This is a genomic window from Alteromonas lipotrueae, assembly GCF_019249255.1.
Taxonomy (GTDB): Bacteria; Pseudomonadota; Gammaproteobacteria; order Enterobacterales; family Alteromonadaceae; genus Alteromonas; species Alteromonas lipotrueae.
The window spans coordinates 40845-63775 of record NZ_JAESDJ010000017.1; the positions used below are offsets into that span (position 1 = coordinate 40845).

At 44.6% G+C, this 22931-nt stretch carries 19 protein-coding genes; 11 read left to right on the top strand and 8 right to left on the bottom strand.

Annotation, left to right across the window (positions count from 1 at the left end; all coding sequences use genetic code 11):
- Position 1 precedes the first annotated feature (1 nt).
- Both KYS23_RS17860 and KYS23_RS17865 read left to right on the top strand, forming a co-directional pair.
- Positions 2-682 carry a response regulator transcription factor gene (locus tag KYS23_RS17860; RefSeq protein WP_218419663.1) on the top strand — a complete coding sequence of 227 codons (681 nt, stop codon included), beginning with the start codon at positions 2-4 and terminating at the stop codon, positions 680-682.
- Positions 675-2012, top strand: coding sequence for a sensor histidine kinase (locus tag KYS23_RS17865; protein ID WP_218419665.1), 1338 nt, complete (start codon positions 675-677; stop codon positions 2010-2012). Before KYS23_RS17860 ends, KYS23_RS17865 begins: the two co-directional genes overlap by 8 nt.
- Before the next feature lie 120 nt (positions 2013-2132).
- On the opposite strand, the gene KYS23_RS17870 is transcribed toward KYS23_RS17865, so the two are convergent.
- Positions 2133-2735 (bottom strand): TIGR04211 family SH3 domain-containing protein, encoded by a 603-nt coding sequence (locus tag KYS23_RS17870; RefSeq protein WP_201299236.1) that lies wholly within the window; start codon positions 2733-2735, stop codon positions 2133-2135.
- A 177-nt stretch (positions 2736-2912) separates the two neighbouring features.
- Here KYS23_RS17870 and KYS23_RS17875 point away from each other — a divergent pair, with 177 nt between their 5' ends.
- Positions 2913-4418 carry a CYTH domain-containing protein gene (locus KYS23_RS17875; RefSeq protein WP_218398286.1) on the top strand — a complete coding sequence of 502 codons (1506 nt, stop codon included), beginning with the start codon at positions 2913-2915 and terminating at the stop codon, positions 4416-4418.
- Positions 4419-4454: 36 nt separating this feature from the next.
- Complete coding sequence (locus KYS23_RS17880) at positions 4455-5540, top strand: helix-turn-helix domain-containing protein (protein ID WP_159528568.1); 1086 nt, start codon at positions 4455-4457, stop codon at positions 5538-5540.
- Between the two features lie 78 nt (positions 5541-5618).
- Here the strand turns inward: KYS23_RS17880 and mutH are convergent, their stop codons facing one another.
- The gene (gene mutH / locus KYS23_RS17885) at positions 5619-6293 is read right to left on the bottom strand and encodes a DNA mismatch repair endonuclease MutH (RefSeq protein ID WP_159528570.1); all 675 of its coding nucleotides are present in this window, start codon (positions 6291-6293) and stop codon (positions 5619-5621) included.
- Between the two features lie 116 nt (positions 6294-6409).
- On the opposite strand from mutH, the gene rppH reads away from it, so the two are divergent.
- From rppH to KYS23_RS17920, 7 genes are read left to right on the top strand one after another with little or no spacing between them, the layout of a single operon-like run.
- Positions 6410-6952 (top strand): RNA pyrophosphohydrolase, encoded by a 543-nt coding sequence (gene rppH, locus KYS23_RS17890; RefSeq protein ID WP_041453052.1) that lies wholly within the window; start codon positions 6410-6412, stop codon positions 6950-6952.
- Between the two features lie 56 nt (positions 6953-7008).
- Complete coding sequence (gene ptsP, locus KYS23_RS17895) at positions 7009-9300, top strand: phosphoenolpyruvate--protein phosphotransferase (protein ID WP_159534349.1); 2292 nt, start codon at positions 7009-7011, stop codon at positions 9298-9300.
- A gap of 60 nt (positions 9301-9360) precedes the next feature.
- Complete coding sequence (locus KYS23_RS17900) at positions 9361-10167, top strand: sulfite exporter TauE/SafE family protein (protein WP_159528572.1); 807 nt, start codon at positions 9361-9363, stop codon at positions 10165-10167.
- 4 nt (positions 10168-10171) lie between these two features.
- The gene (gene lgt / locus KYS23_RS17905; RefSeq protein WP_159528574.1) at positions 10172-10975 is read left to right on the top strand and encodes a prolipoprotein diacylglyceryl transferase; all 804 of its coding nucleotides are present in this window, start codon (positions 10172-10174) and stop codon (positions 10973-10975) included.
- Positions 10976-10987: 12 nt separating this feature from the next.
- A complete protein-coding gene (locus KYS23_RS17910; protein ID WP_159528576.1) occupies positions 10988-11821 on the top strand; it encodes a thymidylate synthase in 834 nt (277 codons plus the stop codon).
- Positions 11822-11830: 9 nt separating this feature from the next.
- The gene (locus KYS23_RS17915) at positions 11831-12856 is read left to right on the top strand and encodes a response regulator (protein ID WP_159528578.1); all 1026 of its coding nucleotides are present in this window, start codon (positions 11831-11833) and stop codon (positions 12854-12856) included.
- On the top strand, positions 12856-13815 hold the full coding sequence (locus tag KYS23_RS17920) for a sensor domain-containing diguanylate cyclase (protein WP_218419667.1): 960 nt from the start codon (positions 12856-12858) through the stop codon (positions 13813-13815). The genes KYS23_RS17915 and KYS23_RS17920 overlap by 1 nt, the downstream gene beginning before the upstream one ends.
- Before the next feature lie 81 nt (positions 13816-13896).
- On the opposite strand, the gene KYS23_RS17925 is transcribed toward KYS23_RS17920, so the two are convergent.
- From KYS23_RS17925 to rapA, 6 genes are all read right to left on the bottom strand, one after another.
- Positions 13897-16083: a response regulator gene (locus tag KYS23_RS17925; protein WP_218419669.1), complete on the bottom strand. Its 2187-nt coding sequence runs from the start codon at positions 16081-16083 to the stop codon at positions 13897-13899.
- Positions 16084-16309: 226 nt separating this feature from the next.
- Positions 16310-17644: an AmpG family muropeptide MFS transporter gene (locus KYS23_RS17930; RefSeq protein WP_218419671.1), complete on the bottom strand. Its 1335-nt coding sequence runs from the start codon at positions 17642-17644 to the stop codon at positions 16310-16312.
- 118 nt (positions 17645-17762) lie between these two features.
- Complete coding sequence (locus KYS23_RS17935) at positions 17763-18086, bottom strand: hypothetical protein (protein ID WP_159528586.1); 324 nt, start codon at positions 18084-18086, stop codon at positions 17763-17765.
- Between the two features lie 136 nt (positions 18087-18222).
- Positions 18223-19071: an alpha/beta hydrolase family protein gene (locus tag KYS23_RS17940; RefSeq protein WP_218398114.1), complete on the bottom strand. Its 849-nt coding sequence runs from the start codon at positions 19069-19071 to the stop codon at positions 18223-18225.
- Positions 19072-19217: 146 nt separating this feature from the next.
- The gene (locus KYS23_RS17945) at positions 19218-20006 is read right to left on the bottom strand and encodes a pseudouridine synthase (protein ID WP_218398112.1); all 789 of its coding nucleotides are present in this window, start codon (positions 20004-20006) and stop codon (positions 19218-19220) included.
- Positions 20006-22834, bottom strand: a complete 2829-nt coding sequence (rapA, locus tag KYS23_RS17950) for an RNA polymerase-associated protein RapA (RefSeq protein WP_218419673.1) — start codon at positions 22832-22834, stop codon at positions 20006-20008. The genes KYS23_RS17945 and rapA overlap by 1 nt, the downstream gene beginning before the upstream one ends.
- Positions 22835-22931: the final 97 nt, after the last annotated feature.

The following is a 22931-nucleotide window of genomic DNA, read 5'->3' on the forward strand; positions in this document are numbered from 1 at the left end:
GATGATTCGGGTGTTGCTGGTTGAAGATGATATCGGGTTAGCCGGTAACGTTCTTGACTACTTAGAACTAGAAGATATGCAATGCGACCATGCCAGCAACGGCGTGGCAGCCTTGCAGCTAATCAATCAACATCGATACGATGTGTTAGTACTTGATATTAATTTGCCTCGATTGGATGGGTTGAGCGTGTGCGAACGCATGCGTAATGATGGAAATGACACCCCCGTTATCATGCTGACAGCCCGTGATCAGCTTGAAGATAAGCTTGCAGGCTTTCAAAAAGGTGCCGACGATTATCTGGTGAAACCGTTTGCTATGGCAGAATTAGTCGCACGAGTTACCGCCTTAGCGGGTCGTCGTTCGGCGCAAGTGAATCAGGTGGCGATGGGAAACGTAACCTTGAAAATAAACGGGCAAGAAGCACAGGCTGGTAGCAACGATATCAAGCTAAGCCCAATTACCTACGCCTTACTTAAAAAATTGATGTTGGCGAAAGGTGAAGTAGTGAGCCGTGAACGCCTGATAGAAGCAGCATGGAAGGACAGTGTGCCTGAAAGCAATGTGCTAAAAGTGCATATGCATCATTTACGCAAAGCATTAGAGCATGCGAACGCCTCTATTTCAGTATTAAGTAAGCCCAATAGTGGTTTTTACCTAGCCGAGGATGCAGACCATGGTTAAAGGCTTGCATCTAAGTTTACGACGATACGTTTTATGGACGTTGTTGGCCGTCGGCGGTGTGTTGATAACCTTATTCTCTATATTTTCTTCAGATCGGTTTTTCCAAGGTATGGACGGTATGTTGCGCCACACCATGGTGCGTGTCGCCACGACCACAGACATATCTGAAAGCTCACCACAAAGCGTTTTGAACTTCTACATTAGCGCTCAATTTGATCAGCAGCCAAATGAAATTCTTGAATCATTTTCAAGTAAAAAGCTCATTCCCTACCAGCTTGAAAAAGACCTTAAAAGAGATTGGTTTTTTACGCGACCTTATGCGGCACGATTCCTAGTAATGGTGCCACTAGATAATGGCGAAATACGGTATGTTTCACAAATGTTTAGTGGGCCACGGGGGAGGGGTAAAGGGCCTGTATGGCTAAGTCATGAATTGGTGAGTATTTTTATTGGATTAGCGGCGCTGGGTATTTTCGCCGCCAGCTTGCTATTGATTATGCGCAGCGTAACCAGGCCCGTTGAAACACTTCAACAGTGGGCTGCTGGGCTGGATGAAAAGCAACTTGATGCGCCTATTCCAACATTTAGATATCAAGAACTTAATGTACTTGCTTCTCTCATTCACAACAGTTTGCAAAGTGTCAGGCAAACGCTGGAGCGAGAGCGCACCTTCGTGAACCATGCTAGCCATGAACTACGTACCCCGATAGCGGTGATACGTAGTAGCACCGAACTCTTGCAACGGGTGTTATCAAAAGAACAGCAACAATCGCATATGCCGACTACCAACAGTAAAAGAGTAAACGCATTGGCACGTATTGATAATGCGTCGAAAACCATGACGGATTTAACTGAAACCTTACTTTGGCTTGCCCGCGATAACGACCAAGCGTTGCCTTATCACAATGTAGATGTGTCAGAAATGGTGCGACAGCTTTGTGACGATCTTAGTTATTTATTAAAAGGAAAGTCGGTGGAGGTCGAGTTAATCGTACCGAGTACCGAAATGTTCCTTCCTGATACGGCCAGTAGAATAATTATTGGCAATGTTATTCGTAATGCCTTTCAGCATACCGACTGCGGTGTGGTGAAAATTAATTTACAGGGCAATACATTAACGGTAGAAAATCATGAGCGAGTGGGCGGTGTAGACAATGCTGATGATGCTATGTTTCACAAACCAGAGCTAGACGATACAGGTTACGGCCTAGGACTTAAATTAATTACCAAGCTAACAGAGAAGTTAGAGTGGGAATTTGAAGCGGGCGCTGTGCCTAGTGGGTATCACGTTAAACTCGAATTACATGAACCGAATGATCCAGATACTTAAAAAATGAATTTGCTTTTGCGTGCATGATGTTTCGTCCTGAAATAAAAAAGCGGCTTTTAAAGCCGCTTCTTCTTTATTTACATTTTTAGTACCAGCGTTATCGCGAGTGCTCGCAATAAATTACATCCACTCTTTACTGCGATTACGCTTTTTAGGCATATAGGTAATCAAAACACCTAGTATAATACCGATACCGGCTACCATACCGCCACGGGTGAACCAGGTGACCAATTCATCTTTATCGGCACTTTCTACTTGTGCACTTAAGCGTTGAATATCGTTGCTTTGCTGTTCAGTGTCAGTGGTAAGTTGCGTGATTTGCTGGCGGGCTTCATTAAGCTGCTGGCGCAGGTTCGCATTCTCCCGCTGTGCAGTTTGTAAGCTGGTTTGGCTTTGTGCCAATTGCTCACTTAGCATAGGGAGTTTCTCCGCTTGCGACATTTCTGTACTAACAAACTTTGATTCAACCCACCCTTTACGGCCTTCATTATCGGTTACTTGCGTAAACTCAGCATCAGCATCACGGTCTATCACAGTAATCGGGGTGCCTGCCTCTACAGACCCGAGAATACGGTAGTTCCGGCCTGGTCCCGTGTGTAGGAAAATAAATAAATCATCGCGAATATAGTGCGACGACGACGCTTCTAGCGTATCGCTCTCTTGAAGAGCCAGCGCTTGGCAAGAGCATGCAAAAAGGGCAACTGCTAACCACTTTCGAATCATAGGTAGTCCAAATACTCGTCTAAAACAATCAGATGGTATTGGTTGACCGCGATAAAGGCAAGTTTGTTCCACTTTTGTCTACTGGTTAATTTCATCGCAACCAGTTAACAGTGTCATTGCGAATTAGTTTGGAGACAGGTAAGGTTGCAACATTACCTCGTGTGCCACTGCGCAAATATGTCTGAAATTGAACTAAAATTTGTTACTCAAGATGGTGCGCATCAAGCATTTAAAGACCGCGTACTTCCGCTTTTTGAAAAGAATAATATCACCCTAATTTCTCACACCGAACTTCGGCTTGAAAACGATTATTACGATACCGTCAATCATGATTTTCAAGAAAGTAAGATGGGGTTTCGTGTACGCGGCAATAATGGCAGCTACGAGCAAACCTTAAAAACCAATGGGAAAGTCAGTGGTGGTTTACATCAACGTGCAGAATACAATATTGATCTTGATTCGCCTGAACCCGACTTAACCCTGTTTGATAATTCAGTATGGCCTTCTAGCTGGAATATTCCCAGCATGAATAGTAAATTGGAAAAGCAGTTTAGTACCCACTTTACCCGTCATGCTTATATTCTAGAGGTGGAGAAGAGCCGTGTAGAGGTGGTACTCGATTGCGGCGAAGCGGCTACCGATAAAGCCAGTTCGCCCATCAACGAAATTGAGCTCGAACTGCAAAACGGTGACCTAGACAGTCTGTTTATATTAGCTACACACATCAACTCGTGTATGGATGTCAGGCTAAGTGATGTGTCTAAAGCAGCGCAGGGGTATCAGTTACTGCATGGTTTTAACGCCAAAGTAAAACCCTTGCCCGATTTTTTAGCGCTCAATCCAAAGTCGTCTACCGAAGAAGCCTTTTCAAATGCACTTCAATTGGCTTTAGCCCATTGGCAGCACCATGAACACGTGTTTATTGAAAGTGGCTCTATCAAAACTTTAGCTGAAGTGGCCAAAAGCGTACGTTTGCTTTTACAAAGCGTGTCTTTGTATTTGCCGGTACTACAATGCCCTGAAATGCTCGCGTTACACAAAAAGCTAATTGCTTATGCGCAGCAATGGGCATGGCAGGACGATTTACAAAGCTTGCGGTATTTATTGTCTAAAAAAAGTTTGTTTCACAAAACGTTGAGCAAACACCCCGCTATAGTCAGCTACTTGCAGGGGCGTAAAGCTGGGCTATTGCATGCCCATGATCCCGCGAGTTTGTTTTTCGATAGCATGGCTACCGATATTAAGTTACAAGCTATCGATTTAATCAACGCGAAGCCATGGCGTAGAGAAGCCACAGGGTATGATTTGCTGGTTTTAGATCATGCCAAAGGATGGTTATCTCAGGGGTGGCAAACGGTGCAGCAAAGTATGCCTGCCAATAAAACCATGGGGCCTGCAAACTATACGCTAGTAGAGATCGTGCTTCGACAAACCTTGTGGAGTGGTTTTTTACTCGGCGATTTATTTGTAGAAGAGCGGGGCAATTTCAGAGCACCTTGGTTAGATTTGTTAACCGGTATTGAAGAGCTTAATGCGTTGCTTATGCTTCGCCAAGCAGTACAAGATTCAGAATTAGAAACGCAAGATGAACTTAGCAAATGGACAAGCAGCAAGCTTACCGTGCTCGTCAAAGTGATGGAGCGAACCCGCGCAGTTGCATTAGAACGAGATATTTACTGGTAATGCTATTAGGTAAATCGCGAACAAGGATGCAGTAAGGTGAAAGCAGATATTGTGTACAACTACGCCCTTTATGCGGCGCTGTTCTTCTATTTTATTGTGGTAGTAAGGTTTGTTTATTATCGTCACCGTATATTTAAAAACCCTTGGCTAGCGGCTGCAATTCTGTGCTGGCCCATTTTCATGTTAGATGAATGGATGCGGTTGTGGCAGTTAACCCAACTGGCGCCTCTTTATGGGCTGTCAGACGTCTTTGCGGTGCTGATGATGACGTGTAGCTATAGAATGGTAAAGCCTATGTTGTTGGCTTATCCATCTAAGCGCTCACGATTGTGGGTGCCTTTTTGGGTAATGGCCGTGTTGCAACTAACGATTTTACTAATTCCGACTGAAGCCAAACTACAGTGGCTCGAAGCCTCTCCAAGCGGTGAGCCATTAATGCTTTGGCCTGCTTATTTGGCCTCTTTAACCACGGGGTTCTGCGTGCTGCTCATTGGCATTCTCATCACTGAACACATTCAAATGTACCATAGACATTTACCTGAGCAGGCGGCTGACGTTCAAGAGTTTCGCGTACCAAGGCTTGCCAGCGTAATGGCAAACACGGTTGTAGTGGCGTTTGCCAGTATTTTACTGGTGACTGCTGCTACCTTTGGCTTTTTTATCGTGCCTTATTGGGAAAGCCTACACCATATGGCCCTTGGCGTTTCTCTACTTGTGGTGTTATTCAGCCTTACTTTTCCCAGGACTACGTCACCGTCACCGTTAGATTACGAGCGACTGGACGAAGGCGTGGTAAAGCCGGCTGAAATACGAGCGGTTATTGGCCAAGCTAAGCGAACCATGATTGATGGTAAAAACTACAAAAAACTCGGGCTAACACTAAAAGGCTTTAGCGAAGAGGCGGGAGTAGATCCCACTACGCTGGCTATTGCTTTACACCAAGAACTAAAGAAGAACTTCCGCGGCTTTGTGTATCAGTACCGGCTAGACTACGCCAAAAATGTGCTACTGCGAAGTGATGCAAAAATAGCGAAAGTAGCAAAACGCTTAGGTCTAAACTCTGATAAGTTTCTAGGTGATGTGTTAGTGAAACATCTACGCAACAGCGAAGAGACAAGCTAGTTCAGTAGAATTTTACTTACTCAACTTACTCAACTTACTCAACTTACTCCAAGCTACAACGCCATGCTCAAGGTCATATTAGCTAAATGCGTTATAAAGCACTTGCTGGGTAAAGGTTTTACGCAAGTAGAACCCTCGAGGGCGAGTTTTAATTCGTTCACCTTGCGGACCTAAAGCATCAGTTAAGATCTTGCCGCTGGCGGCTTTAGGGCGAAGGTGTAATGCCTCGCCTTGGCGAGAGGTAATTGATTCCACATGCCCCGTTAGAATTTGCTCTGTGAGCTCTTCCCAGTCTTGCTGTAACATGGCATTTTCATGCTCACTGGGCTGCCAATAAAAAGCACTGGCTACTCTGCGCTGTGCCAATGGAATACGTCTGTCTCCTTCGATAGGTAACCACAGCACTTGTTGAATTTTATTGCGCACATTACTTGTTTCCCATGTTAATCCTGGCTGCATCAACAAGGGGGCGTAGCAAACATAGGTGGTTTCAAGGGGCATAAAGTTGGCATCAATGGGAATAGTTTTAAGCTCAATGCCTAATTCTGGGAAGTCTTGTTGAGGCTTAGAGCCGGCACTGGCACCTAGCCAACGCTCAATCAGCATGCCAGGCCACCCTTTATGACGCTGTAAATTTTCTGGTATGGCAACGTCAGCCATGGCTGCTAATTCCCCTAAGGTTAAGCCCGCAATCGCATCACAGCGCGCTAATAATGTGGTTGAATTTTCAGGTGGAGAGTCGGGTGGACGCATAGTTAAGCTCAGTAATTTTCTATAAGGAAAGCATGAATTTCGATTAATGCTTTGAATGGTGTATATATTATGGAAGAATGCAGAGATATAAAAGTATAGTGTGCCCGGGAGTCTATGTGATAGATGCCGATGGATTCCGTGCGAATGTGGGCATAGTGATTTGCAACAAAATGGGTCAAATATTTTGGGCAAGGCGTTATGGTCAACATTCATGGCAGTTCCCTCAAGGCGGAATTGATGAAGGGGAATCTGCCGAACAAGCTATGTACCGCGAGCTGCACGAAGAGGTGGGGCTGACACCGAAAGATGTCACCATTTTAAGTGTTACACGTAACTGGCTTAGATATAAGCTACCTAAGCGATTAATTCGTCAGGGAAGTAATCCGGTCTGTATAGGCCAAAAACAAAAGTGGTTCCTGCTGCAGCTTGACTGTAATGAGCGGGACGTGAATGTATTGAAAACAGGGCACCCAGAATTTGATGATTGGCGTTGGGTGAGCTATTGGTATCCAATTAGAAATGTCGTGTCGTTCAAGCGAGACGTATACCGCCGGGTTATGAAGGAATTTTCCCCTGTTGTCATGGCTGCTCAACAGCGCCCACAACAGCGTCATAATACGTCGTCGCAAAAGCGCGGTAAAAAGCGAAGACGAGGCTAGGCGAACGAGGAAAGTATAGGGAGTAGCGATTGGACACTAAGGGTCACAAAGGCGCAATGTTAACCACGCTTAAACGTATTGTGCAGGAAATGAATCAAATTCCTGCGCTTGATACTGCCTTGTTTCGTCTGGCATCTCGCGTTAAGCAAACGCTGGATGTAGACTCATGCTCTATTTATCTTGCCGATTACGAGAAACAAACCTTTATTCTTAAGGCCACCGATGGTCTGCACCCTGATGCAGTAGAGCAAGTTCATATTGGCTTTTCTGAAGGCTTAATTGGTCTAGTCGGTCAGCGTGAAGAACCGCTTAACATTGTAAACGCCCAGCATCACCCTCGATTCAAACACTATCCTGAAGTTAAAGAAGAAAATTATAACGCATTTTTGGGTACGCCCATTATTCACCAGCGTAAAGTGTTAGGTGTCATAACCCTACAACAAAGTGAAATGCGCCGTTTCAGTGAAGACGAAGAAGCGTTCTTAGTTACCCTAGCGGCGCAACTTGCACTTGAAATTACCAATGCTGATATGCGCGGTGCACTGAACAATACTGCCAGTGTGAACAGTATTGCCCTACAAAAAAATGTCTCTGGTATTGCAGGGTCGCCCGGGTTAGCTATCGGTAAAGGCTTCTCACCCGATAAATCACTTAACCTAAAAAACTGGGTTGTTAAACGCAGTAAAAATCCAAACGACGAAATACAAACCTACCGTAAAGGCGTGGAAGTCACGCGCCAACATGTAGATGGTTTATCGAAAAGTTTAGATGATGATATTCCTGATGACGTTAAATCTATATTTCAGCTTTACCACCATTTGCTAGATGCCAATAGTTTAGGTCGTGAAGTAGAAGAGAAAATCAGGCAAGGGTGGGATGCCGCGTCGTCACTTAAAATGGTAGTCGATGGGTATGCCGCGCGGTTTCGCGCCATGGACGACCCTTACATGCAAGAGCGTGCCATTGATATTGTTGACCTTTCCGATCGCATACTGGCCAACATTCTTACCGAAGGCCAAGGGCAAAAGCTGGTAGAAAAACTCGCTACCGAAGACAGTATTTTGGTGGCAGATGAAGTATCGGCAACTATGCTGGCTGAATTTCCAAGAGAAAAGCTCAAAGGCATTATTTCTATACGTGGGTCGAATAACTCTCATGCCGCTATTCTAGCAAGGGCAATGGGGGTGCCAGCAGTAATGGGGTGTCAGAATGTGTCTCCTGCACTGCTTGAAGGTAAAGAGCTTTTACTCGATGGTTATGCTGGCGAAGTCATTGTTTCCCCAGAGCGGAACATCAAAACTGAATTTATTCAGCTTATTGAAGAAGAGTCTGCGATAACAGAGCGTATAGACGCTGAAGCTGGGCAGCCTTGTGAAAGCGTAGATGGCTGCCGCATGTCGTTGTATATCAATGCGGGATTGTCAGCCGAAGCCGAGCTAAATGCTGGCCATATTGGCTCGGGTATTGGCCTGTACCGTACTGAAATTCCCTTTATGCTGCGGGAGCGTTTTCCATCTGAGCAAGAGCAAGTCGAGCTTTACCGACAAATTTTAGAATCTGCACCCGATTTACCTATTACCATGCGTACGCTTGATGTTGGGGGGGATAAACCTCTTCCTTATTTTCCCATCAATGAAGAGAATCCATTCTTAGGGTGGCGGGGCATACGATTAACACTCGATCACCCTGAGATATTTTTGGTACAAGTTCGAGCGATGCTAAGAGCCAGTATCGGGCTTAAAAACTTACGCATTATGCTACCGATGATATCCACGGTGGCAGAAGTGCAAGAAGCCAAGCGCTTAGTTAACCAGGCTTACTTTGAGATATGTGACGAGGTTTGCGAGTCGAGTGAAACACTTCAGCGGCCTAAGTTAGGTATTATGTTAGAAGTGCCCTCGGTGTTGTATCAACTGCCTCAACTTGCGAAACACGTGGATTTTTTCTCGGTGGGCAGTAACGATTTAACGCAATATTTGTTGGCCGTAGACAGAAACAATACCCGTGTGGCGGGGCTGTACAACAGTTACCACCCGGCGGTACTAGCTGCACTCTACGATATTGTGCAGCAATCAAACGAGAACCAGATCCCTGTTACCATTTGTGGCGAGATTGCCGGTGAACCAGCAGGTGCCATTTTATTAATGGGCATGGGGTATCGACGTTTAAGTATGAATGCGTTCAACATTCGAAAAATTAATTGGCTTATTCGTAAGGTGTCGCTGGCAGAAAGCAAACAGCTTCTTTCTCTCGCGTTAACGTCGCAAAGCCATGAACAAGTATTCGGACATTTAAACGAATATTTAGAGACAAAAGGCTTAGGTGGGTTAATACGGGCAGGTGCGTAAAATTAGACATGGCGCTAGCAATGTAAATGCTAGATTCTGCTGTGTGATAAAGGATGTTGAATGGAACCGTTAACCATCATTTTTGTGAGCTGCTTAGCCCTTGGCGTGGTCGTCGGTTTATTAGCAGGTATGTTAGGTATAGGTGGTGGTCTTATCATCGTTCCTGTACTCTCTTATTTACTGATTCACTTTGCTGGTATGACCGTTGAGACAGTGATGCCAGTGGCCATTGCTACCTCACTTTCTACCATCATATTTACCGGCATGTCGTCTGCGTTCGCACACTACCGCTTAGGTAATATCCATAAACCAACGGTGATTTATACTGGGTTGGGCATAGCCATAGGTGCTATCTTAGGGGCACAAATTGCCAGTCATATTTCTGGTGCACTGTTAAAAGACATTTTTGCAATTTTGGTGATTATTATTGCTGCACAAATGATATTTGGTAAGCAGAAAACATCAGACAGTGAAGCATCTCCATGGGTGCTAAGTTGCGTTGGTAGTGGCACAGGTTTAATTAGCGCACTGATGGGCATTGGTGGTGGTGCCTTGTTAGTGCCTGCCTTAGTGTGGTTCAGAATTAATATAAGGTTGGCGATTGGCTGCGCTGCATTTAGTGGATTGTTAATCGCGGTTTTTGGCACCGCCAGTTTTGTTGCTGCGGGTTGGCAGCAACCAGGTATGCCACAATGGAGTTTAGGTTACGTATATTTGCCAGCCACGGCAGGTATCGTCACTACATCAATATTTACCGCAGGTGTTGGCGCTAAGTTGGGCCAGCGGGTAAATACTCGGGTTTTAAAAGCAATGCTAGCGTGTTTGCTGGTGTTGGTAAGTATCAAAATGTTTGTAGGAATTAATTAAGCGTATGGCTGAAAGCAGTTATTTGGTTTTTCCCAGTATAGACCCTATTATTTTTAGCCTCGGGCCATTAAGTGTCCGTTGGTACGGCATGATGTACCTTGTTGGTTTTATCGCCGCGTATTTGTTAGCGCAAAAGCGCTTGTCTCGAACTGAATGGACGCGAGAGCAACTTAGTGATTTATTGTTCTGGAGCTTTGTTGGTGTGATCTTAGGTGGACGCATAGGCTATGTGTTCTTCTATCAGTTTGGTATGTTTTTAGAAAACCCCCTCTACTTGTTTAAAATATGGGCAGGTGGCATGTCGTTCCATGGTGGACTTATTGGCGTATTAGTGGCCTTGATGTGGCAAGCTAAGCGAATGAAAACCACGTTTTTACGTTTAGGTGATTTTGTTGCTCCCTTAGTGCCAATTGGTTTGGGCGCGGGGCGCATTGGAAATTTTCTTAACGCTGAATTATGGGGCCGTACCACTGATGTGCCCTGGGCTATCATTTTTCCGAATGCCGGTAATGTACCTCGCCATCCGTCCCAGCTATACGAATTTGCCTTGGAAGGCGTATTATTGTTTGTTATTTTATGGCTTTATTCTGCTAAACCTCGACCGGTTGGCGCGGTAAGTGGCGTCTTTTTACTTGGCTATGGGAGTTTCCGATTTATCGTGGAGTACTTTAGAGAGCCAGATGCTCACATTGGTTTGTATCAAATGGGGCTAAGCCAGGGGCAGCTATTATGTTTACCTATGATTGCATTGGGCATAGGGTTAATAGTGCGAGCCTACACCCGCCAACAGCAACAAACTAAACAATAAATAAGAAGAAAGATGAAAGAATATCTCGCATTGATGCGCCATGTACGTGATACAGGTGTAAAAAAGGAAGACCGCACTGGAACCGGTACGTTAAGTGTATTTGGCTATCAAATGCGGTTTGATTTACAACAAGGCTTTCCGTTAGTTACCACGAAAAAATGCCACCTTAAATCCATTATTCACGAACTGCTATGGTTCTTGAAAGGCGAAAGTAACATCGCTTATTTAAAAGAAAATGGCGTGAGCATTTGGGATGGTTGGGCAACAGAAGATGGCGAATTAGGCCCGGTATACGGCAAGCAATGGCGCAGTTGGGACAATGGCGATGGCACAACTATCGATCAGATAGCTGACGTGATTGAACAAATTAAAACCAATCCAGATTCTCGCCGTCTTATTGTCAGTGCATGGAATCCGTCTGTACTGCCTGATACGCAATATTCACCAAGTGAAAATGCGAGTATGGGCAAGCAGGCGCTGCCGCCTTGTCATACCATGTTTCAGTTCTATGTGCTTGATGGCAAATTGAGCTGTCAGTTATATCAACGCAGCGGTGATATTTTCTTAGGTATACCTTTTAATATTGCCAGCTATGCCTTACTTACCATGATGATCGCCCAAGTATGTGACCTAGCACCAGGTGATTTCATTCTGACATTAGGCGATGCGCATTTATACAGTAATCATCTAGAGCAAGTTGACCTGCAATTAAGCCGAGAGCCTTTCGCGCCGCCCGTTATGGAATTAAACGAAAGCGTGAAAGATATTTTTGATTTTTCATTTGAGGACTTTACGCTTAAAGGCTATCAGTCTCACCCTCACATAAAAGCACCCGTCGCAATATAAGGAGGTTTTGTGTCTACACCTATTCTTATATGTGATGATTCAGGCTTTGCACGACGTCAAATGGCGCGTAGTATCCCAGACGGTTGGGATGTAGAAATTTCATTTGCCGGCAATGGGCAAGAAGCCCTAGAGGTTATACGTGCTGGTAAAGGCGATGTGGTCTTTCTTGACTTGAATATGCCTGTCATGGATGGCTATGAAACGATGGAAGCCATTCGTAAAGAAGACCTACCTTGCTTAGTTATCGTGGTATCGGGAGATGTGCAAGCGCAAGCGCGAGAGCGAATGTTGGCCTTAGGTGCCATCGATTTCATTCGTAAACCTATCGATAACGAAAAGCTCACCAACATTTTAGCCTCGTATGGTGTTTATAGTGGTGTTTCGACTGCAGTGCAGCGAGAAGCTGTTGCAAGAGACACCGATGCGTCGTCGTTGGACGACAAACTAGATGCATATCGCGAAATGGTTAACATCGCTATGGGCCGGGCAGGTGAAAGCCTAGCACAGCTTATGGGCGAGTTTGTCCACCTGCCTATTCCCAATGTCAATTTGCTAGAAAGTAACGAACTGTCGATGGCTATCGCCGAGATAAATCGCAACGACTGTGTGTCGGCGGTGTCAAAAGGTTTCGTCAGTGCGGGAATTCGTGGTGAAGCGTTGGTTATCTTCAATGATACTAACTCGCAAAATATTGTTGAGTTATTAAAATATGATGCCCACCAATCCACTGGAAGCTTAGAGCTTGAAGCGTTAATGGATGTGTCGAACATTTTAATCGGCGCATGCCTAAATGGACTGTCTGAACAATTAAACGTGTCATTTAGTCATACGCTTCCCGTATTGCTCGGTCGTCATCAGGGGCTTGCTGCGTTACTTAACGACAACGTTAAGAAGTGGGGTAAAGTAATGGCAATTGAGATTGGTTACGCTATTAAAGCCAGAGATATTGCATTCGATTTATTACTGCTGTTTCCCGATGAAGCGATGAACCATATTTATGGTCGTTTAGTGGATGTAGAAAAGGAAGCTTCATAATGATTTCACTTACCAAAAACGGAAATTTACCTGCTGAACTGCTCGACTCTATAGAAGTGGGTATTGTCGTGTTAGACAGAGATTTCACAGTTGAAGCGTGGAACAAATTTATGGAAAACCACTCTTCAATCTTACCGCACGATATTAAAGGCTCCTCGTTGTTTAGGCATTTTTCTGAGATTGATGAAAAATGGTTAAGGCTTAAATCAGGCCCTGTTTTTAATCTGAAAAGCCCCGTATTCATTATTTGGGAACAGCGCCAATACTTATTTAAATTTGGCGGTAATAGACCTATTACTTGCCAAGCCAGTTACATGTATCAGAATGTGACTATGTTTCCCTTAGTTTCTGAATCCGGTGAAGTGGAGAAGTTCTGTATCGTAGTTTATGACGTAACAGACCAAGCGCTTAGCAAAATTGGTATGGAAAGACTGAATGAAGAGTTAAAAACAGCCAGTCGAATTGATGGCTTAACTGGGTTATTCAACCGTCGATACTGGCAGGAACGTTTGGAGCAATCTTATAAGTTAGCAAAGCGCCAAGATAAGGCGAGCACCGCTATGATGTTAGATATCGATCACTTTAAAAAAGTGAACGATACTTATGGTCATCAAGCAGGGGATAAAGTTATTCAAATGCTTTCCGCCCTTATTAAGCGCTGTGTCAGGGAAACTGATTTAGCGGGCCGTTATGGCGGCGAAGAATTTGCCGTTATTCTTACTGATTCCTCAGTTGAAAAAGCCGTCATAGTGGCTGAGCGTATTCGTCGTTTAACTGAGCGTATGGTGGTAGAGCATGATGGTGAAGAGATTACTTTTACGGTGAGTTTAGGTTTAGCTGAGTTCGACCCTCACAGTAAAAGCTCCATGGCTTGGCTTGAAAAAGCCGATCAGGCGCTTTACGAAGCTAAAGAAAGTGGGCGAAACAAATACTGTATTAGCCCGCTAGCTGAAGTTTAACGCTACTATTTACGTCGTCATTTCCGGTCGCTTCACGCTAAGTTGGTACTAAGTTTATCGCAACAACCCTGCGTCTACTCTTTATAATTTCAGCAGGGTTAATCCTAAGGTATTTTTCAACTCTTGAAAGGTAACAGGCTTGACCAAATGGTAGCGAATACCAGCAAGCTCAGAGGCCTTTCTATCGTCTTTATGTGCGTTAGACGTAATAGCAACAATGGGGATATTCGGCTTTTTCTCTTTGATAATCTTTGCCACCTCTAAACCGCTTATATCAGGCAAGTTAATATCTAACAAAATAGCGTCGTAAGACTCTTCACGGGCCAGAATGATGGCGTCGTTACCATTGCTTACTGTCTTAGGTGAGTGCCCCATGCATATCAGCATGTTTTCCAGCATTTGTGCGTTTATCGGCTCATCTTCTACCACCAGTATTTTGGCATGATTGACTGGCTGATAGGCGGATTTGTTAGGCTGCGCTAAGTGGTGAAGGGTATCCACAATACGGTTCTTATCTACAGGCTTAACAAAAGATTGCCATACTTCAAGCTGACTGTTTGCAATAACGTTGGCAATATCCGGTGTAGCCGATAACACCACAATAGGTGGCGTACGTTTTCCGTAAATAGCATGAAGTGTTCGAGTAAGCTCTAGGCCATCGATACCCGGCATGTAAAGGTCGGCGAAAATGGCGGTGTATTGAAGTAACTCATCATGCAGGCTTAGTAGGTCTGAACCTGAAGCAAAACAACGCGCGGAAAATCCTTCGCTCGTAATAATGTTTTGAATATGCAGTCGAGAAATTTCTAAATCATCAACAATGGCGAAGCGTGCATTGCTGGTATTAGGTTGTGGGGGGGCGTTATCTGGCAAAGGCGTAATAGGAATATTAGCAACAAATTCAGTGCCAATGCCCTCTTGGCTAGTAAACGAAAGGCTGCCACCGAGTTGAACAATGCTTTTTTGTACGATGGTGAGCCCAATGCCAGCACCCGGGAACCTGTGATCTAGCGGCTGTTCCCCACGGAAAAAGCGCTCAAAAATTTTAGGCTTTATGTCATCTGCAATGCCTAGTCCTGAGTCTTTAACTTTTATGACCAAAAATACTTTTTTGTTTTTAATCCGGGTTGTGATATCTACGTGGATAATGCCATTGGGTGTAAACTTAACGGCATTGTCTAACGTGTTACGGATGACTTTAGATAAGTTAGTGGCATCTCCTTCGATAAAACGCGGCACGCTATGATTGCAATGCATCGTGAATTCGACTTTTTTACCTCTGACCTGAACGGAGTAAGGGGCGATGCATTCGTCGAGCAAGCTGATGAGGTCAACACGATCGATGTGTTTATCTTGTTCGCTGCCAATCGACAAGATATCGAGTAAGTTGTTTGTTAAATTCAATAGCCGATAGCATGATTGCTCAGCTTGTTGAATAAGCTTTCCTTGCTGCTGTTTCATGTTAGGAATAAGTTCTAGCGCAGTAATAATGGCACTAATTGGCCCTCTAAACTCGTGGCTCATTAAGTTTAGAAAATCGCGCTTTTCATTCTCAAGTAAGGCTTCGGCTTCTCGATGTTTCGAAGAAACACGCGCTTCGCTCTTAGGCAAGGGAGTTCTATTTCGGTTAATTTTTGAGGACACAAATAACCACAGCGCCATAAGAGAAAGTGCCAACATGGCGGTAGTTACGAACAGGCTGACCTTCAGATTCTGAGCACTGTGACTTAGCCGATTTAAGGTGATTTGTTCTTCTAGCCGAATATCTTTGATGAGTGGCGAAAGCCTAAGCGGGCGGGATAGATAGTTCGCGACTTCATTAGGGGGTAAATCAACAATGGTGCGTAGTAAATTAAGGGTGACTTTAACCTGCTCGGAAAGGGTAAGCGACGTGCTTCTTTGTTGCTCCCTGATAAAGGTTTCTAGGCTTAGCGCTTGCGTAGTAAAGTCATCGAAATGTGCATCGTCGATTAAAAAAGCATGTTGAAAATGGTACTTTGCTTCAACGGCAAGGGGCATTAATTCCCTCTGGATAGCGGCTATTTCATCTGAAGGTTGTGGAGCAGTAAGTGTCTCAATGCGTCTTTCTATTTCAATGAGTGCATGATGCAGTGAATTGCTCGCATTTAGCGATTGCGACAACGTGTAATGGGTGTGTAAAAAGTGATATAGATAGGCAAAAAAACACAATATAACTACAGCGAACCCTGTAGCGATGTATAGATTCCAATGCTTTGCTTCGTTGAACGGTACTTCATTCTTGCTCATAGCGACTCCATGCTACTACGCTTACTCTTGGTCTTCTTATACCCATTTATTGGCTTTTACTGGACTTCTCTAAGGCCGCTATTACGTCTTAATAGGCTATATTGCAATTAAGTGAAAGCTTATTGTAAGACTCGTTTAGGTCATCATCTTACGAATCCATCTCCTCATCATTGCTTATATGCACAATGGTTTAACTTTAGATGGGAAATGAGTTATTGCAACGTTATTACTCAGAAGTTTTAGATTTCTCCAAATGTGTAATTTTATGCCGAATATTGTGTAGGAACAGCAAGCTAGGTATAACCATAAGTGCAGTAATAACAAAGAACTGGCTCCAGTTACCATCAAGGAAATCAACTACAAATCCACTACTAGAGGCCACCAAGGTTCTTCCCGCTACGCTCAACGATGCCATAAGGGCATATTGCGTGGCACTGAAGGCGCGATTACACAAAAGGGAAATAAAAGCGACCATGGCCACGGTGCTCCAAGCAGCCGTAAAACCGTCGATAATGACCGCAGCGGCCAGAAGCGTAACGTCAGGCCCGGTAGTGGCAATAAGTGAGAACATAAGGTTGGAAGCCGCCATAGCAATGCCGGCAGTCATTAGGCCCTTGTAAATACCATAGCGAATATTGACCAACCCACCTATCAGAGAAAAGATAATGGTTACCCACCAGTTGAGCAGCTTTGAGTAAGTGCCGATATCGCTATTTGAAAAACCAATTTCTTTGTAAAAAACGATACTCATTCTTCCTAAGAAGGCTTCCCCAATTTTAAACAAGAATATGAACAGTAAAAACGACAAAGCGAGTTTTACGCCATTGCGTGTGAAAAACTCGGAAAAAGGGGCCACTAAGGTTTCTTTAAACCAAAGCGCTATTTTAGAAGACGTTGCGCCTGTATTGCTTTGTGCTGGGCTCCCTACCGCTTTGCTACGCAATAGGTCCCGATCTATGTATGGCTCTTTGGCAAACACCGTGGTAACCATAAGCACAAGCATGAAAAGGGCGAGTAAACCGTAAATGTCAGGCCAGTACCAGCTGCTATTGTCCGCAATAAAAAACGGAATGGCGCCAAGTCCACCATAGCCCGTCCACCATCCTGCGGTGGCAACGGAAGATGCAGCAGATAAACCATCATTGTCATTTTCTTCAATAACATCAATTCGATAGCCATCTATCGCAATATCTTGAGTAGAAGAAAAAATGGCGATGAGTAAACCCACCACTGCCAAATAAAACAAGTGACTATTGGCTGATAATTGTGTCATTAACGCACAACACAGGGCTATGCCGCCTTGCATGATGAAAATCCAGCCTCGACGCTGACCAAGAATTCGAGGTTTTACGCGGTCAATTAAAGGAGACCAAAGAAAATTGAATGAATAGACCGCAAAGATAGCACCAAACAAGCCAATGGCTGACCGAGATAGGCCTTCATCTTTTAACCAGGCCGATAGCACTGAGCCAATCATAATCCATGGAAAACCACTGGTAATGCCAAATAGAAAAATACTGAGGTAACGTCGGTCGTAATAAGTTTTCAGAGAGTCTAACAAATGCGTTCCATGGCCAAAGCGTGATCCATTCGTATTGAGCCATGATCACGCTTGAGTTTCAATGAAAACGAGCAATAAAGGGTTGAATCACTGATAAATTAACGAATAAAGAACGCCGCTAGGGGCGGATACCTACACAGTCGATGGGGCAGTGCCCTTTACCTTCTAAGAACAATATACAGTTCATTAACTCATCGACGAGATATTTATCTGAACGTAACTTATCTTCTTGCCAAAAGTGGACTTGATGGAGCAAATGCCAAAAAACCCTTTCCTTATACGTGTAAGGTTGGGTAAATGTGTACTCTATCTGGCCCCACTCTTCCATACTATCCCAAAAGAATAGTTCGATTTCCTCGACCGGAAGCTCTCCTTGCCAAAATGACCTCAGATAAAAACACAGCTGCTTGGCCTTTTTGTTTACGAATGTTTGAACAGTCATAGACACACAGCCGCCGTTAATAAAGATTAAAATGAATTATAGTTCAGAACACCCAGTGATACCTCGTGAAGCCCAAGGCAAAAGAGGTAGGATACTGTTTTAAGATATAAATTAGACTAGTTGGTTTAGATTCTAATTACCAGCCTAAATGTTGAGTCCATCCAAGAATACTGCCAGCAATCAACTGAATTTTAGCACTATTCTCATTGTCTATTAGACCAAAGGTTGAATTTTGCGTGTGGAATGACTGTTGTCTGTAGTGAAGTTTGAGGGAGGTGGTGGCAAGTTGCTTTCGTTTCGCTTCTGTTTGCGACGCCCATGTGTTGGTGTCGTTAATTGATAGGTCCAGCACTGGAAATTCTGTTCCGGCAATAAATTCAGGTACACCGCGGTTTATATCGGCGTTGGGCCAAAAGGGGGCGATGGCGACCAAGGAGTCTGGTGATGGAATCATGCCTTTAGATCCTAAATCCAGCAACTGTGCTGCTTGCATACCGTAGGCAATGTTCATTCTAAAGCCTTGATGACTTTCAAGGTGAGTATTAAGTGCATTGATTAATATAGTCAAGTGTTGGCTGGACGACACGTAACTCTGTCGCTGAAGTCGACTGTCAGATTTCGGGTGAATGGCTTCATCGACGGGAAGGTCAGGGTCTGCTTCTAATGTGAAGGAAACTGGGCTAACCACCGCATGCCACCCTTTGGCATTAAGTAAACTGGCTAAGTGACGTGCATCCCCTATGGAAAGACCGCTAGGCGAGGCATCAGCTAAAATAATGGCGGCGCCGCGTGAAATAGGTAATGCTGAGGGGCTCTCAAAAATAGGCACGCGGATTTCCCCAGCCATTACATAGGTAATGTCATCGGGTAAAAAAGCGTGGGTAATATCCTCATACAAGCTTTGCCCTTTTGCATAAGGCACAGAACACAGCAAAAAAGAAAATAAGCTGCAACCCACCAGGAGAAAACGAGATAAACGTAACATGGCGTACCAATAAAGCATTCAACAGTCATATTATCGGCTAAACCTGTGAAAACTTCAGTTCGAACCAAGAGTATTTTTAGCGCCTATTAATTGACCGCATTTATGAATGCGGGTGAAACAGGTTGGTACCAAGCGGCCCCAAAGCCTCAATCAAGAGACAGAGGGGCGGGAGAGTAGTGCGCATAAGCAGTAAATGGAATAGGCGTTTGAAACGTTAGCCAGTTTTCAGATACAGGATGCGCAAAGCTCAAGCTTTCTGCATGCAGTTGTAATCGTTCAGCCATACCTAGTGCTTCTTCATGAGCATAAAGCCTATCACCTAAGATAGGATGGCCTAACTCAAGCATATGGACTCGAAGTTGGTGAGAGCGCCCTGTAACGGGGTATAAGGCAATGAGGGTCTCGCTTTTCTCGTCCTCTATGGGGCTAAGAGCCTGGCTAGTAACAGGGCTTTCCCCCATTTTTGAATTAACCGTTTCGTGTGATTCGTTAGGTGTTACATCAACCACTTCATAATGGGTCAGGGCTTTTTTCCCTCGCTCATAATCCACCATTTGCTTTGGGCGATTAGGCCAATCACAAATAAGGGGTAAGTTCACTTCCCCTTGGTTGCTTTTAACCTTGCCAAAAACACGAGCGAAATAGCGCTTCTTGGTTTGGCGTAATTCAAATTGCTTTGAAATACGCCGATGGCTTTCTTTGTTTAGCGCCATCACCATAATGCCCGATGTTGCCATATCAAGCCTATGCACCACAGTGGCCGTAGGGAACACAGTATTTACTCTGCTTATGAGCGAGTCTCTATGTTCTTCTGCTTTACCTGGCACGCTTAACAAGCCACTGGGCTTATTCGCTACCAAGATGTCATCATCTTGGTAGAGAATAGTTAAATAAGGCTGTTGCGGCGGGTTGTAAACAAATGCAGGATTAGCCATTAAGGGTTGTTCACCACTAAACGTAATGCATCAAACTGTACGTCAGCGCCTTGTATTACTTTGTCTAACGCATTCATTTGGTTTTCAATAAACTCAATTTCACTGTCACGCACTGATGGGTTACGCTTTTGCAAATCGACTAAACGCTGAATTTCACTGTTTAGGGTTTTGTGCATGTTTTGCAGTGCATCGTGTAGCTTTTGATTCGCTTGTTGATGCGCCAGCTTTCTACTGTTCTCAATGGCTAAGGTAAGCGGTTGATGCAGTGCTTTTATAAGCTGATGCGAAATTTTTCGGTTTACCTTACGTTTTACATCAAAGGTTAAATCTACTTGATTGCCTTGCGCATCTAAACAAATACGCAGTGGCGTTTGCGGTAAGAAACGGCCAAGCTGAAGTGCTTTAGGAGCGTTAGCATCTAATACAAATAGGGCCTCTAACCAGTAAGCGCCTTTGGGAAGGTCAGGGTCGGCAATAAAGCCAATGCTGCTCTTACCGTGCACATCACTAAGCACTAAATCGATAGCGGTATGTACAAGAGGATGATCCCAACTTAAAAACTGTACATTTTCTAAGGTGGTCGCCACGCGGCGTTTATAGGTTACCGTCATGCCTTCAGGGTCGAGCCCTGGTAATTGGCTAACCATAGATTCGGTTGGCATTAGAATAAAGCAATCGCTGCCTTTTTCTTCTTGCTGAACACCAATAGCATCAAACAGTCGGCCCATAAAGCGGGATAAATCTTGCGAGTTATCAAGCAATATGATGTCTTCAAGTAACTGTTCAACACGGCCTTCACCAGACGCATTAAGCTCTAACAAACGGTCACGACCGGCTTCTAGCTGTGCCACTAGCTGGCTATTTAATGTGGTACTTAAGTTAATCAGTTCGTCGCGAGTATGAAGGTCGTGTGGGTGCAAACACGCGCCAATCAACAAGGTTTTTACGTCGTCAAACACGCCTGAGCCTGTCGGGCAGGTTTTCTCAAACGCATTCAGCCCTTCATGATACCAATCCACCAACACATGCTGAGCCGTGTTTTTTAAATAAGGCACATGAATTTCAACGGTTTGAGTTTGACCAATACGATCTAAGCGACCAATTCGTTGCTCCAGTAAATCTGGTGTAACGGGTAAATCGAACAACACCAAGTGATGGGCAAACTGGAAGTTACGACCTTCACTGCCAATTTCACTACACAATAAGATTTGCGCGCCGTCTTCTTCATCAGAAAAATAGTGAGCGGCTTTGTCGCGCTCAACAATGGTCATGCCTTCGTGGAATACGCTATGACGTACACCGGTTTGGGTGCGAATGACTTCACCGAGTTCTTGTGCGGTGCGCGCACTGGCACAAATAAGTAAGATTTTTTCTGGTTTAACCGATTGCATGAAATCGAGCAACCAGCCTACGCGAGGATCTTCATCCATCCAGCTATTTACCACGCTTGGCATACGTTCAGGGTATAACGCATGGGTTAAATCACCGCCGGTTACCGCACTTTCATATACCTCGGGTAGTTCAAGTTGGTAGCCAAGTAATACGCGGTCAGGGAAGCCTTCAATATTGGCTCTGCGGTTTCTAAACAGCATTCTGCCCGTACCGTGGCAATCGATAAGCTGATGAACCAGCTCTCTGCGTGCTTCAGGTTGTGCTAAATCACCGGCATTTTCCATCACATCCGGGGCGAAGTCGATTAGCTTGGTGCGTTGTTTTTCGTCCGGCATGGTGTCTGAAAGTAAAGGGGCTACGGCGTCTGCAAGCTGACTGTAACGCGACTCTTCATTTAAAAAGGCTTCGTAGCTATGAAAACGAGCTGGGTCGAGTAAACGCAAACGAGCAAAGTGGCTTTCATGGCCGAGTTGGTCTGGGGTTGCAGTAAGCAGCAATACCCCTGGCGTTTCATTGGCTAACGCTTCTACGCAAGTGTACTCAGCAGAGGGCGCATCGGCAGACCACGCAAGGTGATGGGCTTCATCAACCACCATTAAATCCCACGATGCCGCTTGAATCTGTTGTTGACGCTTTTCGCTCTGACTCAAAAAATCGATGCTACATAGCACTAACTGGTCGTTATCAAAGGGGTTAGTTTCACCGTCATCATCTAAGGCTTCGCATCGGCTTTCATCAAAAATTGCGAAAGGCAGGTTAATTCTGCGTAGCATTTCAACCAGCCACTGATGCACCAATGAATCTGGCACTAAAATTAGCACTCGCTGCGCACGACCGGTACGAAGCTGCTGATGGATAATAAGCGCAGCTTCAATGGTTTTACCTAAGCCAACTTCATCGGCAAGTAAAACACGCGGAGCATGACGGCTACCCACTTCAGAGGCAATGTGTAGCTGGTGGGGAATAAGGGAAATACGTGCGCCGGCTAAACCAAGTGTGCTAGAGCGTAAATAGTCATATTGATGATTTAGTGCGTTTAGGCGCAAGTCGAACCACTTAGGGTGGTCGAGTTGTTCACTGAATAATCGCCTTTCAGGTTGGTTTAATCGAATGTGGTGATCAAGTAAGGTTTCAGAAAGACGAACTTGTGCTTTGGTGTCTTCGCGAATGCCGAAATAAATGCAAACGCCCTGACTTTCTTCAATTTCAGAGATGGTCATTTGCCAGCCGTCTTGGCTTTTCACGGTTTCGCCAATATCGAATACCAAACGGGTCAGTGGTGCGTCTTGCTTTGTATACATTCGCGCTTCTCCCGTGGCAGGGAAAAATAACTCAACTGAGCGAAAATCAACACTAATAACAGCGCCTAAACCTAATTCGGTTTCAGTATTACTTAACCAACGCTGACCAATGGAAAACGGATTTCCTGAACTCATAAATCACCAACCTTTTTTGCGGGGGCGGTATTGTACGCATTGTGTATTAATAAGTCATTAATACTAGCCCATTTGTGCGTTTTAATCTTGGTGAGTG